This is a genomic window from Noviherbaspirillum aerium (assembly GCF_008929045.1).
In the GTDB taxonomy this organism is placed as follows: Bacteria; Pseudomonadota; Gammaproteobacteria; order Burkholderiales; family Burkholderiaceae_D; genus Noviherbaspirillum; species Noviherbaspirillum aerium.
In genome coordinates, this window is record NZ_VFAH01000018.1 from 1 (window position 1) to 15,447 (window position 15,447).

Genomic DNA, 15,447 nt, shown 5'->3' on the forward strand with positions numbered 1-15,447 from the left:
TTGCGGGCAACCTCTTGCGAGGTGTCGCTCACTCAAAATACTGACAGAAAAATATCTTGCGATACTTCCTATTTGTTTCTCTTGTGAGCACTTCATGTTGTTTGAGCTTGCAGCTTGCGCCGCCGGCCCGCTTCATCAAGCGCCCACACTTATCGGTTGTTGGTTGTTAAAGACCTGTTGCCTGACAGAGCGTCGTGTCTGTCGCCGTGCGCTTTGTTTGCTGCGTTTCGCGACGGGAGCCGAACTATAGCAAAGCCTTCGTGAGTCTGCAAATCTTTTTTGAAGATGGGAGTTGCAGTTCGTACAGGCATGTACGTTAATTAAAGTTCTGCAGGCTCCAGCATGATAAATTTGCAACACGATTGAGCGCGCCTGTAGAGTCCTGGGTATCTTTCCAGTCCTTCCATGAAAAATGTTATTCGCCTTGTATAAGGTCCTGCCGAGGCGCACAGGAGCATCATCATGGTCATGATTGCCTTCGTCAGTGCAAGTCCGGACGTTTGATGCTCATATGGTTCAGTGGCTTTATGGAAAAGAACTTATTCGTGCAGCACTGATCCTTCACTTCTTGTGTCGCGGAATATGCCTAGGTGTATGGGTGTACCATTGCACCCAACGATGCGTGGCTTCGTAGCTATAAAGGAATTACATAATATGAATCAGCTGTCTGCTTCTCCGTCCCAAAAAATGACGGCGGAACGTCGATTCGAGCTCCTCGTCTCCGGGATTAGTGACTATGCCATTTACATGCTCGACCCCGGCGGAATTGTCACCAGCTGGAATGCTGGCGCCGAGCGTTTCAAAGGCTACCGTGCCGATGAAATCATAGGCCATCACTTTTCCCGTTTCTATACGCGTGAAGATCAGGAATCCGGCTTACCGCAGAGAGCGCTCGACATCGCCTTAGAACATGGCAAGTTTGAAGCGGAAGGCTGGCGCGTACGAAAGGACGGCACGACCTTCTGGACCAGTGTTGTGATTGACGCGATCTTCGACACGGAAGGCGAGCACATCGGATTTGCAAAGGTAACGCGGGATATTACCGAACGTAAGCGTGCCCAGGAGGCCTTGCACGAAAGTGAACAGCGTTTCCGGATGCTGGTGCAGGGCGTGACTGATTACGCCATTTACATGCTGTCTCCTACCGGAGAAGTCACTAACTGGAATGCGGGCGCTGAACGTATCAAAGGCTACACGGCCAACGAAGTCATTGGCACGTCGTTCGCCCGCTTTCATACCCCAGAGGACCGCGAGGCGGGTTTGCCTGCAGTTGCATTGGAAACGGCAAGAAAAGAGGGGCGGTTTGAACGCGAAGCTTGGCGAGTTCGCAAGGATGGCTCAAGGTTTTGGGCACACGTCATTATTGATGCAATTCGCAATGATGACGGCGTACTGGTCGGGTTCGCCAAAATCACTCGTGATATTACGGAAAAGAAAGAGGCGTCCGAAGCGCTTGAACGCGCCAATGCCGCGTTATTCCAGTCCCAGAAAATGGAAGCAATCGGACAGTTGACGGGAGGCATTGCGCATGACTTCAACAACTTGCTGTCTGTGCTCAGCAATGGTCTTCAAGTCCTTCCTTTCGACATGGACAACCCGAGCAGCATGAAAATTGTTGAAAGCATGCGCCGCGCAGTGGAGCGTGGTGCAAGCTTGACCCAGCAATTGCTTTCCTTTGCACGGCAGCAGCCCTTGAAGCAGGAAAAGCATAATCTGAACAGTCTCATCATTGGCTTCGAATCAGTTCTCCGACGTGCAGGAAATTCCAGCATCGGCTTCAACGCTGAGTTGGCGCCTGATCTCCGTCCGGTCCTGGTCGATCCCGCGCGGTTCGAAACCGCCCTGCTTAATCTTGTCGTCAACGCACGCGATGCGATGCCTGTCGGCGGCACGATCACGATTGGCACGATGAACGTTGATATGGCGGAAGGACAGGTAACAGGGGTTGCAGCAGGACGTTACGTGAAGGTCGCGGTCGCCGACACTGGCTCTGGAATGACAAAGGAAGTCATCTCACGCGCATTCGAACCTTTCTTTACAACAAAAGAGGTTGGGAAAGGGACAGGTCTGGGACTGAGCCAGGTGTATGGGTTCATGAAGCAGTCCGGGGGTGGCATCGCGGTGTCGTCGTCATTAGGCGCCGGTACCACGATCGATTTGTACCTACCCGCCATTGATGCATCAGCCGATGATTATGAAAATGCCGAGAGCAGTGTAGACAAAGTCTTGGTAGTTGACGACGAGCAGGACGTAATGGATCTGGCGGCGGCGCTCTTTCGCAGCATCGGCTACGAAGTTTATACTGCCAATAATGCGAAAGCCGCACTGGAAATTCTCCATCGCAGCAAAGACATCTCGGTATTGTTCTCCGATGTGATGATGCCGGGCATGAACGGCATCGAGCTGGCAGAGCATGTTCGCGACTTGCGGCCCGATATCAAGATACTGCTCGCTTCCGGTTATCCGCTTCCAGCACTGAAGACGCAGAATAAGGCAATCGACGATTTCGTCTTCCTGAACAAGCCATATCGGTTGTCGGATCTGGCCAAGAAGCTTCGCGCGCCGTAACCTTGCGCGAGTGGATAGGAATGACTTCATCATATCCACTCGACAAATCGCGGTAGTCACATTTCTGTTTCCGCGCTTCCGCATCCGAATGCGGGTTTAGCCTAACAGCACCATGCTTTTATTGAGCAGCAGGCGGGCAGTCCAGAACATCATGGCGAGACTTACACTCGCTGATGCAAAGACGCAGCCTATACCCATTATTTTGTCTTCGACGGTGCCCAGATACGCATTGTCCGCTCTGTTTCGAAAGTTAGTCATCATGAAAACGGTGATTAAGGTTTGAAGAAACGCAAAGCTCGTATTGGTTTCGTGGTTGGATAACAACATCCCATTCAAGTTCCCGGCAGTTTCACATCCGCTATTGGATTTTGTATTCAAAGCCCTGCCCGTTTTGCCACTGCTTCGGCAACCCGCTTGGCAAGATATTCCACTTGAACTGGTTTCAACACATACCGGACCTTGTATTTCATGAGAATGTCGCCAAGGCCCTCTATACGTTCAGGCACTGTTTGGTTACCTAGTACGAAGATCGGAATATCGCTGCCGTTGCTATTGCTGCTATTGCTGCTGGGGCCATTGCGAATCGAAGCGATGAGTGTTTCAAGAGCAGCAGAGGGAGGTGGCCAATCCGCCAAATAATCCAGTACATACGCATCAAACCCGTCTTGCCGTTGTGCCTTGGTCAGTACCGCGATGTCATAGAACACGCTTGCGTTGAATGCTGCTGTGCTGCGTAGGCGCTCACAGAGTCTGTCAGCAAGATATTCGTCACTGTCCAGAACGGCGACCGAAAAGGGTTTTGGTTGCCAAGGGCGGGGGACTGGTCTTTCTTCCATAGATTAGGCTGCGGCGTATCAACGGAGCGAAAATGCATTCTAAACCTTCTCTACCATTGTGCCTGTGGACATGCACGGAAGTTGCAGTACGGGAATAACTAGGAAGCGAGTGCTGCCGCGTTGATTGGAACTGACGCCTTTAGGGAGATCTTTCCTTGAGCAAGGCTAACATGCGCATTGCATCATGCGGCGCATGCCCGTGTATGTCATTGTTGAAGAAGACATAGGCCGTATCGACAGAACATTCCTTCACTGATGGCAGAGATTGCCAGGACTCTCCTAGCCGCAGAACCGACTCCAGATCGGCATCCAGTGCGTCATCGTCATAACTGCTTGCATACAAGGCACCCGGGCCATGGCGGCGCAGATAGATCACCTGACTGGTGGGAATAAGGGGAGCACGGAATTCCGGCCAGTCCGATGCCACGAGCGTTGCACGGTAGCGTTCGAGCAGTGCAAACGTATCGGAAATACACCATGATGCATGCCTGACCTCTAGGGCCACCTGCAGACCGCGGTCCGCGAACAGCCCCAATACCGGCTCAAGGCGAGTCAGATCGATTGCCATGCTTTCAGGTAGCTGAAGCAGAACGGGGCCACGGTTGATCTCGGGGATGCGCAGCACGCCGTCAATGAAATAATTCAGCAAATCCCTGCCTTGCCGGACATTGCCTTCGCTTTGCCGCTTCAGTCTGCGTCGATGAGACACGGATTGAGGCGCCTTCAGCACCAGCTTTACGCCCTCAGGCAGACCGTGAGTCCATGATTCGACAGTTTCCGGCGGAGGGATGCGATAAAAGCTGGAATTGATTTCAATGGCCGTCATCCGGCTCAATGCAAAGCGCAGCCTGTCCTTCACCCCGCGCGGATAAAAGACGCCGTTGTTCCAATGCTTGTATTGAAAGCCGCTGGTGCCGATGTAGATATGCATTCCGCTCGTTGTCTGGCGCGTCACTTAATGTTCGCATGCCTGCGCAGGCATCAAGGTACCGGATCGTGCGGCTACAGCGCCTGTGCGCAAGCATTCGCAGACATCATATAGGTGGGTTCCGATGCCGGCATCGCGACTGCGCAAACCTTGCTCCGATGCTGCATTGATGCGCTGCATTGATGCGATTCCTTTTCATCCTGCCGACACATGCCCGACTTTATATCGCCTTTCTTCGGCAAACAAGCGCGTTGGGGCCGACTCCCATAACTGGAAGCGCACCAGCGTCCAGTTGGTCGGATCGAATCCGACCAACGCGGCGAGCCCATATTCACGTTCCAAGATTGCGTCGGCACGCTTGGTCTCCTGGATGCGCAAGGCATCCAGGTTCGTATAAGGAGCAATAGGAACGGAAGCGCAAGTGGCGAAGCGAGCCTTGGATATGGTCGCGGAGATTCTTGCACGCCATACCGGCCAGGTTTTTACCGACGGCCATCCGAATGCCTGCGTCAGGCCGGCGAAACCCGCTCCGCACAGGAAAGTATTCATCGCTTCGGCGTTTTGCCACAGATAGAACGGCGCATAGGTATTTTCCGCGATCCCTGCTTGCGAAGATGTGGTGCGTCCAGTCAGGTAAGACTTGAACACCAGACCTGGGAAGCCGTCCATCATGTGGCCTTTTTCCGCAATGCGCCGGTCGATGATCGACATATCGTAGTCGGCGGGGAAAGTGAATCCATATTGCATCGCGATCATGCAGTTTTCTCCTGTGGTGTAGTTGTGTTCCGGTGCACCGGTTGCCTTCGCTCCCGGATACCTCCAAGCGGGACAGAGTCGATGACTTGCGCGAGCTGACTCATTGGCGTTTTCTCTGAAGAAGAGGTGAAGTCATCGACAACTTGACGCTAAGCGTAAAGGCAGACGATAGTTACGAAAATCAAATTGTTTGAAACACACCGTTCAAAAAATCAGGACGATTCCATGCGGAAAATCAATTTCGATCTGGACGCATTGCGCAGCTTCAGCGTCGGGATGGAACTGGGCAGCTTTGCCAAGGCGGCAGACAGGTTGGGACGGTCCACGTCCGCAGTCAGCGCACAGATGAAAAAACTGGAGGAGCAGGCGGGGAGGCAAATCCTGACGAGGTCAGGCCGCGGCATGATCCTCACGGATGCCGGGGAAGTCCTGTTGAGTTACGCCCGGCGCATCCTGGAACTGAATGACGAAGCCACGATGGCCATGCGCGGACTGGAACTGGAAGGCTGGGTAAGGCTCGGCTTGCAGGAAGATTTCGGCGAACTTCTGCTGCCGGAGATCCTTGGCCGCTTCGCCCGCAGCCATCCCGGCGTACGCATCGAGGCGAGGATCGCCCGCAACGCGGAGCTGCTCACGCAGGTATGCTCAGCGCAGCTTGATCTGGCACTCGCATGGCATACCGGCGGCGAGACTGCGCATAGGGAAACGATGGGAAGCTATCCGCTGCAATGGATAGGTCGGGCCGGCCAGGCGCCGGATGAGTGGAGCGCGCGTGCACGGCGCGAGGCCGAGCCTGTGCCGCTGGTTGCGCTCGAATCGCCGTGCCTGATGCGCACACAGGCAACCGAAGCGCTGGACCGGGCCGGCATTCCCTGGCGGCTGGTGTTCACCAGCCCGAGCCTGGCCGGTGTCTGGGCCGCGGTGGCGGCCGGACTCGGCGTGACCGTGCGCACCCGGCTCGGCCTGCCCTCCGGGTTGCGGGCGCTCAGACTGGAAGACTGTGGCTTGCCGCCCCTGCCTTCGCTGGAACTTGCCATGTACAAAGCCGAAGCGGAATCCGCCGCATGCCGGCGGCTGGAAGATATCATTCGGCAGGGCATCGGTGAAATGGCTTCGTCCGCCGCTCACCGCATGCCCATGTTGGGCCGCGGGATGGCAGCCGCAGTTGTGGAAGCATGAATATGCACTTTACCGCCGAGCAGACCGGAGTCATCAACAGCCGCTCCGCAAACATCGTCGTCAATGCCTTCGCAGGCACCGGAAAGACCACGACGCTGCGCGGCTACGCGCTGGCACGCCCACGGGCACGGATTCTGTACCTTGCGTTCAACAAGGCCATGGCTCAGGAAGCGGCGGGCTCATTTCCCGAAAATGTCGACTGTCGCACCATTCACTCGCTGGCTTACCTCGCAGTCGGGCACCGCTACCGTCACAAGCTGGGCTCGCTGCGGCCGAACGACCTGCTCCGTCATTACAGCGATGTCTCGCTGGTGGTAGCGGATGTGCTGGTGAAGACACTGGAACATTTCATGTATTCCGCGAGTCCGGTGATTTCGGAAAACAACGTTCCTGAAGAATTGCCCATGTCCGACCGCTTGCGCATTGCCGCCGCCGCGCAGCAGGTATGGCGCGACATCATCGATGACACCAAACCATTGCCTCTTCCACATGACGCCTATCTGAAGCTGTACCAGCTTTCCCTGCCGGTGCTGTCGAAGCGTTACGACATCATCCTGCTTGATGAAGCGCAGGACACGAATCTCGTGACTGCCGACGTGGTGTTCCGCCAACACTGCGGCAAGGTGCTGGTGGGTGACCGGCATCAATCAATCTATGGCTTTCGCGGCAATGTCAATGTCATGGACATGCTGCCCGCAGCGGAGGTGCATTATCTGGCGCGGTCGATGCGCTTCGGCAGCCTGGTCGCCAATGCCGCGACGACCCTGCTGCGATACATGAAAGCGGAAACGCATGTGATCGTGGGCGGCGGTGCGATGGCCGGGCATCCGGACCGGATCGACCATGCCCGTCCTTTCGCAATCATCAGCCGCACCAATGCCGGCGTATTCAATCAGGCCGTCAATCTGCTCGGCCAGCGCCGTGTACACTTCATCGGCGGATTGCACAATTCCCTCTTCGGCAAGCTGCGCGACATTTACGGCCTGTGGTCGGATCAGAACGAGCTGGTGCAGGATGCGTTCTATCGGGAGTTCGGCGACTTCGAGACGCTGGCATCCTATGGACGCGAAACCTCCGACAAGGAAATCCTTTCCCTGGTGTCAGTGGTCAATCAATACCGGAGCGCATTGCCGGAGCTGATGGACAAAGTGGTCAGCCAGGCCTGCGCGAACGCGGCCGACGCAGATGTGCTGCTGCTGACGGCGCACCGTTCAAAGGGATTGCAGTTCGATCAGGTGCTGCTTGACGACGATTACCAGGAACTGGTGGACAAGCGGGGACGGCGCACCGTCGTCGATGCGGCCGAATTTGAACAGGAGGTCAATCTGCTCTATGTGGCGATGACCCGTGCGAAAAGCGCCATCCAGTTCAATCGCCAGTATCTTGCCTTCATCGAGGCGATTGACAAGGGGACGTTGCATCCGATTATGCAATGATGTCGCCGTTACGACTTCTGATCAGGCTCACGGCGCAATGTCTTCATATGCAGGATCCAGGCAGTCACCGCCAGGCCGAGCGCGGTCAACAGGCCCTTGAGCATAAGCGGGCGCACGATATAGATGGAATATCCCATTGATGTCCAGAGCACGATCAGCGTAATGAGCTTGCCCTTGAGCGGTATGCCTCTTTTCTCCTGAATATTCTTCAGATACTCGCCGAATAGCGGATTGTTCAGCATCCATTGATGTAGACGCGGCGAGCTTCGCATGAAGCAGGCGGAGGCCAGCAAAAGAAAAGGGGTGGTCGGCAGAAGCGGCAGGAATATGCCCAGAATGCCAAGCGCGATGGCAATAAGGCCGATCATATTCAACAATAATTTCACGGCCGGATCCGTTCGTCTTCACGCGCAATAAAATGAGGAGAAAATCCCATTATCAAAGAACCCTGTTGGCAGAGTTGTCAGATATCCAATTTACCATGTCAGATGCCTTTCCACCATCGCTGGTACACTAGAGCCCTGCCAAGCCAAATTGGCAACAATATTTAATGTAGGCAGGTTCCAGTATTGCCTGCCATGCGCTAAAACCCCGTACGCGCCCATGTCCCGTCAGTTCGCGCAGGCCTGACGAGCAGCGTGTTACGGCTTGATCCACTCGTCCTGCGCTGGGCAAAGCGAGCACACCATGACTTATCCGAATACACAACTGTTCATCAACGGCCAGTGGCAGGATGCCGCCGACGGCCGCACGCTGGCCATTCACAATCCCGCCACCGGCCAGGAAATCGGCCGTGTCGCCCATGCCGGCCGCGCCGACCTCGACCGCGCCCTCGAAGCCGCCCAGAAAGGCTTCGAAACCTGGCGCGACATGCTGCCCGCCGAGCGCAGCAAGATCATGCGCCGCGCCGCCGCCTTCATGCGCGAGCGCGCTGAAAACATCGGCCGCGTGCTGACCCAGGAACAGGGCAAGCCGCTGGTCGAAGCCAAGGGCGAGGCGCTAGCCGCCGCCGACATCATCGAATGGTTCGCCGAAGAAGGCTTCCGCGTCTACGGCCGCATCGTCCCCTCGCGCACCAGCATCGCCGTGCGCCAGATGGTGCTCAAGGACCCGGTCGGCCCGGTCGCCGCCTTCACGCCCTGGAACTTCCCCATCAACCAGGTGGTGCGCAAGGTCGGCGCCGCGCTGGCCGCCGGCTGCTCGATGCTGGTCAAGGCGCCGGAAGAAACCCCGGCCGGCCCCGCCGCACTGATCCAGGCCTTCGCCGATGCCGGCCTGCCGCCCGGCGTGCTCGGCCTGGTCTACGGCAATCCGGCCGAGATCTCCAGCTACCTGATCGCCCATCCCGTGATCCGCAAGATCACCTTCACCGGCTCGACGCCGGTGGGCAAGCAGCTCGCTGCAATGGCCGGCCAGCACATGAAGCGCGTGACCATGGAACTGGGCGGCCATGCGCCGGTGATCGTGGCCGAAGATGCCGACATCGCGCTGGCGGTGAAGTCGGCCGGTGCGGCCAAGTTCCGCAACGCCGGCCAGGTCTGCATTTCGCCGACCCGCTTCCTGGTGCATGAAAGCATCCGCGGCGAGTTCGAGCAGGCGCTGGTCAAGCATGCGCAGGCGCTCAAGATCGGCGACGGTCTGGCCGAAGGCACGCAGATGGGCCCCTTGGCCAATCCGCGCCGCCTCACCGCCATGGCGGAGTTCACCAAGGATGCGGTGGAGCGCGGGGCGAAGGTGCTGGCTGGCGGCGAGCGCATCGGCGACGCCGGCAACTTCTGGCAGCCGACGATCCTGTCGGATGTGCCGGTGGAAGCAAAGGTGTTCAATGACGAGCCGTTCGGCCCGATGGCGGCGATCCGCAGCTTCAATACGCTGGAGGAAGCGATTGCCGAATCGAACCGCCTGCCCTACGGTCTGGCCGGTTATGCGTTCACGCGTTCACTGAAGAATGCGGACCTGCTGGCGCGCCGGGTGGAAGTGGGCATGCTGTGGGTGAACATGCCGGCCTTGCCGTCGGCGGAAATGCCGTTTGGCGGGGTGAAGGATTCGGGCTATGGTTCCGAAGGCGGCCCGGAAGCCGTGGAGGCTTATCTGAATGTGCGTTCGGTGGCGGTGATGAACGCCTAACGCAATTGGTTGCCGGCGGACTGGGTCGTAAGCAGTCCGTCGAATATCGCGGTACGAAATAACAAGCCCCCTGCCGGCTTTGCCGGAGGGGGCTTGTTTCTTTTCGGTCTGCTGCTTGGGGTATGCACGGAGGTATGCAGCCCAGAATCACATGATGCTTCAGACGGCGGAATTGCGCTCCAAAATGGCTTTCAGTTCAGCGAGCAGGGCCGGGTTCAGGGAATCGCGCCCGCTGGAGAGGCGATACAGCTTCGCCAGATTAACGGAATCAGCCACTTCAGTCTGTGCAGCTTTCGGCATCGCCGAAGCTTGAGGCCGTGCAGCCAACAAGGCGCCGATCAGAGCGGCGAATGCGCGGCCGAGGTTGCCGGTGTAATTACTTGCGCCCTGCGATGCGGGATAGGTGGAAAATGTGGATGTCGTCATGTCAGTGCTCCTGTACTGCGGTTCAATCGGGGTTGATAACAGTATGGAGACTTTCAGACATATTCCCAATTTTGCTTCATGATGTAGAGCATTCACACTTGATATATCTGATTGACGCCGGGCGCGACGACTTGTCAATTTGTCGCCGAGTTAAGCGTTTCCACGCCCGTGCTGCGAACCATCCAGCGGCAAGAGCAAGACGCTGCAGACGGGTTTATTTTGCGTTATTCACGACAGCAATACTTGTGGGCGCCGCCTGATTTCGAAACGATCACATTCATCTACAAACCGCCCAGCACTTAGTTCCCATGCTGCTCAAGTCCCTCGGTCAATGCATCGAATGCCGCGCGGCAGGTCCTACTGTTTCGCAGATCCCATGCATGGCGATGCAATACCAATCCCAAGTCAAGCCATGCGATCGCCTCCTTTTCCGCCTGGCCGCAGGTTATACGTTTCGAGCTACGGCGCGAATTTCCCGGGGAGGAGACGCAAGTGCGGCTACCCGCGCCGGGCCAGCGCCACTTTGCACAGACCGATGCCGGCCTTCGCTCTTATCAATGTCGGTTCCCTAAAGGCGTCGGCTCGGGCCATTGTTTGAATGGCACTCCGAAATATTCAGCCGCCGGCTTGCCAAAATGTCGTGCAGATTGCATCCGATTCCCTCTTCTTTACGTATCATCATTGTCCGTTCCGCAACTTGGCATCCATTCACCTTTTCTGGAAACCCATGCCTTTGATAACCAAGTCCGCCGTTATGCCGCGTATGCAAAACAGAGTGAAGACGCAGTTGACCAGCCGCCTGCCGATGCCACTGCTAGGATTTGTCTTGCTTGGCATGCACCACGGCCTGGCGTCAGCCCAGGAAAAGGAATTGCCGGCCGTTGTGGTGGAAACTTCGCGCACCAGCCAGCTGGGCATTGCCGAATCTGCCAATACCGGCATCGTTACACAGCAGCAGCTGGAAGCCCGCACGGTCTATCGCACCGGCGAGCTGCTCGAGGCGACACCCGGCTTGATCGTCAGTCAGCATAGCGGCGAGGGCAAGGCCAATCAGTTTTACCTGCGGGGATTCAATCTTGATCACGGTACCGACTTGCGCACGACGATCGATGGCATGCCGGTCAACCAGCGCAGTCATGGCCATGGGCAGGGATGGACTGACCTGAACTTCCTGGTTCCTGAGCTGACCACCCTGCTTGAATACCGGAAAGGTCCCTATTACGCGGCGGAAGGAGACTTTGCTTCGGCCGGCGCGGTCAATGTGCGCTATGCCGAGAGGTTGGAACAAGGCATTGCCAGCATAGGCATCGGCCAGAACGGTTACCGTCGCACCCTGCTGGCTGATTCGCCGCAGTCGGGAAACGGCAACTTGCTCTATGCGCTCGAACTGTTCCGCAACGATGGCCCATTCATTCAGCCCGACGACTATCGCCGGCTGAACGGCTTGCTGCGTTATGCCGAAGGCAGCGCGGGCAATGGCTTCAATGTGACGGCAATGGCGTATCGCGGCAAGTGGAATGCAACCGATCAAATTCCATTGCGCGCGGTGGAAAGCGGTCGGCTCGACCGATTCGGCACCATCGATACCACCGACGGCGGCGACGCCAGCCGATACAGCCTGTCGGGCGCCTGGCGCAAGACCACTGCCGCCGGTCAGACGCAGGCGACTGCCTATCTGGTTCGCAACGAAATGGACCTGTACTCCAATTTCTCTTATTTCCTGAATGATCCTGTCAACGGCGACCAGTTCAACCAGCGCGACAAGCGCACCACGGCGGGCGTCAATGCAAGCCATAGCTGGCCTGCCATGCTGATGGGCAAGGATTCGGAAAATACGGTCGGCATCCAGCTGCAGAATGACAACATCGGCAACGGCCTTTTCCATACGGTGGCACGCCGGCGTCTGGCGACGACACGAGCCGACCGGATCGCGGAGTTCAGCACCGGCATCCATTTCGAAAATACGACGCGCTGGACAGACAGCTTCAGATCAGTCGCAGGCTTGCGCCATGATTTCTACCGCTTCGATGTGGATAGCGACAATCCGCTCAATTCGGGCAAGGTCAATGACCGCATTACCAGTCCCAAGCTCGGCCTGATCTTCGGTCCCTGGGCAAAAACCGAGTATTACTTCAACTTTGGCACGGGTTTTCACAGCAATGATGCACGCGGCACGACGATCACCGTCGATCCCGCAACCGGGACCACGGCCGACCGGGTGCCGGGGCTGGTACGTTCGAAAGGCGCCGAAATTGGCGTACGCACTGAATTTATTCCGGGCCTGCAGAGTTCGCTCTCCCTTTACCAGCTTGATTTCGATTCCGAGCTGATCTTCGTCGGCGATGCAGGCACCACGGAAGCCGGACGACCGAGCCGGCGCATCGGCATTGAATTCAATAATTACTACAAGCCTACCCGCTGGCTGACCATTGATGCCGATCTCGCCTTCGCGCGAGCGCGCTTCCGCGACAGCGATCCGGCCGGAAGACGCATACCAGGAGCGCTGGAAGGCGTCGCCTCGCTGGCACTCGCGCTGGACAATCTCGGCCCGTATTTCGGCGCCCTCCAGTTACGCTACTTCGGCCCCCGGCCACTGATCGAAGACAATAGCGTACGTTCGAAAAGCACTGCGACCATCAATGGACGCATCGGTTACAAGTTCAGCAAGAAGGTGCGCGTCGAACTGGAAGGATTCAATCTCACTAACCGCAGGCATTCCGCGATTGATTACTACTATGCCTCGCGCCTCGCCGACGAACCAGCCGGAAGCGCCACCGGCGACATTCATTTCCATCCCATCGAATCGCGTTCATTCCGGCTCACGATGAACATGCATTTCTGACGCGGCACGATCAGTCAGGACATTTGTTTACCAGTGTGTTCACCATATAACAGGCCGGTCCGGGATAGGTATGCAGGACCGCGGCCTGCTGCTCGTCGAGTTTGGTCCAGACGGCGTAGCCCTGCCGCATCCAGAAATCGCTGGAGGCCTGGACCGATACCAGCGACGAATAAGCGAACCTCTCCTCGACTGCCCGGTCCAGCGCCATCCGGACAAGTGAAGGTCCCAGCCCCTTTCCCTTGCAGGTCGGATCGACGGCAAGATCATGGAGATACAGGGTGTCCGCATCTTCTGCGTTGTTGAATGACGCACCGAGCGCTCCCGGCTTGCCGAGCCGGGAGCGGTAGGCGACGAGATAGGCACTGATTCCTTTGTTTGCATCAACCACCCAAGACAGATCAGGCACTGTGTCCAGCCGCGTTCGGAACACTGCTTCGTCCTCCAGCATCGATGGGTGATAGCAGCGGGCCTGCAACCGCATCACGGCCGGCACATCGGCTTGTGTCATTGTTCGAAATACCGTCATAGTTGGATTGCGAGAGGAACGATCGTCCATGCCGTCGCGCGCGGGCTCGCCGGCCACAAGGATCGGCGTACTGTCTGGCACAGCGGCATACCAGTGAACAGGATGAATCGGACCAGGCGACCGGTTCCGTTCACCCCCTGGCCACTCATTGAAAGGCGACTTCGGCGAAGCTGCGCAGCTTGCGGCTGTGCAGCCTGTCGATGCCCTGCCCTCTCAACAATTCCAGCGCGCGAATACCAATGCGCAAATGCTGATCGACGCGTTCGCGGTAGAAATGGTTGGCCATGCCCGGCAGCTTGATTTCGCCGTGCAGCGGTTTGTCGCTTACGCAAAGGAGCGTGCCGTAAGGAACACGGAAACGGAAACCGTTGGCTGCTATCGTGGCACTTTCCATGTCGAGCGCAACCGCCCTGCTCTGGCTGAAGCGCCGTACAGGAGTAAGTTGCGGCAGCAATTCCCAGTTGCGGTTGTCAGTACTGGCCACGGTGCCGGTACGCAGGATGCGCTTGAGTTCATAGCCGGAAAGCTGCGTCACTTCCGCCACTGCAGCTTCAATGGCCAATTGCACCTCGGCCAGCGCCGGGATCGGTACCCATAGCGGCAAGTCTTCGTCAAGGACATGATCCTCGCGTACGTAGCCGTGAGCCAGCACATAGTCGCCGAGTTCCTGCGTATTCCTCAAGCCGGCGCAGTGGCCGAGCATCAGCCACGCATGCGGGCGGAGCACGGCGATATGATCGGTAATGGTCTTGGCGTTGGCCGGCCCGACGCCGATGTTGACCATGGTGATGCCGCAACCGTCCTCCCGGACCAAATGGTAAGCGGGCATCTGCGGCAGACGCGGCGGCGGAACACCGAATTCGTCACCTACCTGCACGCTCTCGCCGACGCGGCGGGTAATCACATTGCCGGGTTCGACGAAGGCGACATACTGGTCCGTGTTCGATGTGAGCCCGGTCACGGCCTCGTGTTGACGGCCCATGATTTCATGGCCGAGCTTGATGAACTCGTCGATGTAGAACTGGTAATTGGTAAACAGCACGAAATTCTGGAAATGCACCGGGGCAGTACCGGTGTAATGCCGCAGGCGCTGCAGCGAATAATCCACACGCGGTGCGGTAAACAGCGACAGCGGCTTGGCTTCCCCCGGCAGAGGATCATATGTTCCGTTGGCGATACCATCGTCCATGGCCGCCAGATCCGGAAGATCGAACAGGTCGCGCATCATCAGGCGCCGTTCGGGGGTCATGCTGCCTTCGATGTGGTCGTTTTCCGCGAAGGAGAAATGCACCGGAATGGGCTGGGTGCTGGTGCCGATCTCGATTTGCACCTGATGCTTTGCGCCATGGTTCTTCAGCAGCAGCGCAAACTGTTCACGGTAATAATTGGCAAACAGATCGGGCCGGGTAATCGTGGTCTCGTAAGTGCCTGGCCCGGCAACGAATCCATAGGAGAGTCGGGAATCGGCGCGAGCAACGGTGTCGGTATGAACGCGCACGAACGGATAGCAGGCGCGCACGCGCTCCGGGAAAGTTTCGCCGGCAACGAACCGGTGCAGAGACTCCCGCAGGTGCATGATGCTGCGCTCATAGATGGTGCGCGCCTGCTCAAATGCGGCCTTGGGATCATCGAAACTGGCTGATGGAGTGAATTGGGGAGTAAACAATGTGAGGCTCCTGAAGGCTTTATGGCTTGATCACGCTGTGTCAGGGATATTGTAATGCGCTGTCCATGATGAACTAGCGAAAGCCATGCCTGGTTTCAATTACCTTGCCGGAGCACGATATGTAAAGCCGAGCATGCCTCATAAAAGGCTAGAAAGC

The 15,447-nt window shown here is 57.4% G+C and carries 13 protein-coding genes; 5 read left to right on the forward strand and 8 right to left on the reverse strand.

Going from position 1 to position 15,447, the window contains the following annotated elements; all coding sequences use genetic code 11:
- Positions 1–654 precede the first annotated feature (654 nt).
- The gene (locus FH061_RS21280) at positions 655–2,568 is read left to right on the forward strand and encodes a hybrid sensor histidine kinase/response regulator (protein ID WP_151637853.1); all 1,914 of its coding nucleotides are present in this window, start codon (positions 655–657) and stop codon (positions 2,566–2,568) included.
- 96 nt (positions 2,569–2,664) lie between these two features.
- Here FH061_RS21280 and FH061_RS21285 read toward each other — a convergent pair whose 3' ends face one another.
- The 4 genes from FH061_RS21285 to FH061_RS21300 form a co-directional block, all read right to left on the reverse strand.
- Positions 2,665–2,895, reverse strand: a complete 231-nt coding sequence (locus FH061_RS21285; protein ID WP_151637854.1) for a hypothetical protein — start codon at positions 2,893–2,895, stop codon at positions 2,665–2,667.
- Positions 2,896–2,942: 47 nt separating this feature from the next.
- Entirely contained in the window at positions 2,943–3,404 is a 462-nt protein-coding gene (locus FH061_RS21290; protein WP_151637855.1) for a hypothetical protein, read from the reverse strand.
- A 139-nt stretch (positions 3,405–3,543) separates the two neighbouring features.
- The gene (locus tag FH061_RS21295; protein WP_151637856.1) at positions 3,544–4,335 is read right to left on the reverse strand and encodes a DUF72 domain-containing protein; all 792 of its coding nucleotides are present in this window, start codon (positions 4,333–4,335) and stop codon (positions 3,544–3,546) included.
- Positions 4,336–4,527: 192 nt separating this feature from the next.
- Positions 4,528–5,088, reverse strand: coding sequence for a DUF4865 family protein (locus FH061_RS21300; protein WP_151637857.1), 561 nt, complete (start codon positions 5,086–5,088; stop codon positions 4,528–4,530).
- Between the two features lie 225 nt (positions 5,089–5,313).
- Between FH061_RS21300 and FH061_RS21305 the strand changes: the two genes are divergently transcribed.
- Positions 5,314–6,267 carry a LysR substrate-binding domain-containing protein gene (locus FH061_RS21305; protein WP_151637858.1) on the forward strand — a complete coding sequence of 318 codons (954 nt, stop codon included), beginning with the start codon at positions 5,314–5,316 and terminating at the stop codon, positions 6,265–6,267.
- Positions 6,264–7,703 (forward strand): UvrD-helicase domain-containing protein, encoded by a 1,440-nt coding sequence (locus FH061_RS21310; RefSeq protein ID WP_151637859.1) that lies wholly within the window; start codon positions 6,264–6,266, stop codon positions 7,701–7,703. The genes FH061_RS21305 and FH061_RS21310 overlap by 4 nt, the downstream gene beginning before the upstream one ends.
- 8 nt (positions 7,704–7,711) lie before the next feature.
- Here the strand turns inward: FH061_RS21310 and FH061_RS21315 are convergent, their stop codons facing one another.
- Positions 7,712–8,089, reverse strand: coding sequence for a YbaN family protein (locus tag FH061_RS21315; RefSeq protein ID WP_151637860.1), 378 nt, complete (start codon positions 8,087–8,089; stop codon positions 7,712–7,714).
- Between the two features lie 301 nt (positions 8,090–8,390).
- Here FH061_RS21315 and FH061_RS21320 point away from each other — a divergent pair, with 301 nt between their 5' ends.
- A complete protein-coding gene (locus FH061_RS21320; RefSeq protein WP_151637861.1) occupies positions 8,391–9,830 on the forward strand; it encodes an NAD-dependent succinate-semialdehyde dehydrogenase in 1,440 nt (479 codons plus the stop codon).
- Positions 9,831–9,989: 159 nt separating this feature from the next.
- Here FH061_RS21320 and FH061_RS21325 read toward each other — a convergent pair whose 3' ends face one another.
- Positions 9,990–10,256: a hypothetical protein gene (locus FH061_RS21325; protein ID WP_151637862.1), complete on the reverse strand. Its 267-nt coding sequence runs from the start codon at positions 10,254–10,256 to the stop codon at positions 9,990–9,992.
- Positions 10,257–11,091: 835 nt separating this feature from the next.
- Between FH061_RS21325 and FH061_RS21330 the strand changes: the two genes are divergently transcribed.
- Positions 11,092–13,098 carry a TonB-dependent receptor gene (locus FH061_RS21330; RefSeq protein ID WP_225984797.1) on the forward strand — a complete coding sequence of 669 codons (2,007 nt, stop codon included), beginning with the start codon at positions 11,092–11,094 and terminating at the stop codon, positions 13,096–13,098.
- A gap of 10 nt (positions 13,099–13,108) precedes the next feature.
- On the opposite strand, the gene FH061_RS21335 is transcribed toward FH061_RS21330, so the two are convergent.
- Positions 13,109–13,654, reverse strand: a complete 546-nt coding sequence (locus FH061_RS21335) for a GNAT family N-acetyltransferase (protein ID WP_225984789.1) — start codon at positions 13,652–13,654, stop codon at positions 13,109–13,111.
- A gap of 115 nt (positions 13,655–13,769) precedes the next feature.
- Positions 13,770–15,290 (reverse strand): AMP nucleosidase, encoded by a 1,521-nt coding sequence (locus tag FH061_RS21340; protein ID WP_151637863.1) that lies wholly within the window; start codon positions 15,288–15,290, stop codon positions 13,770–13,772.
- Positions 15,291–15,447: the final 157 nt, after the last annotated feature.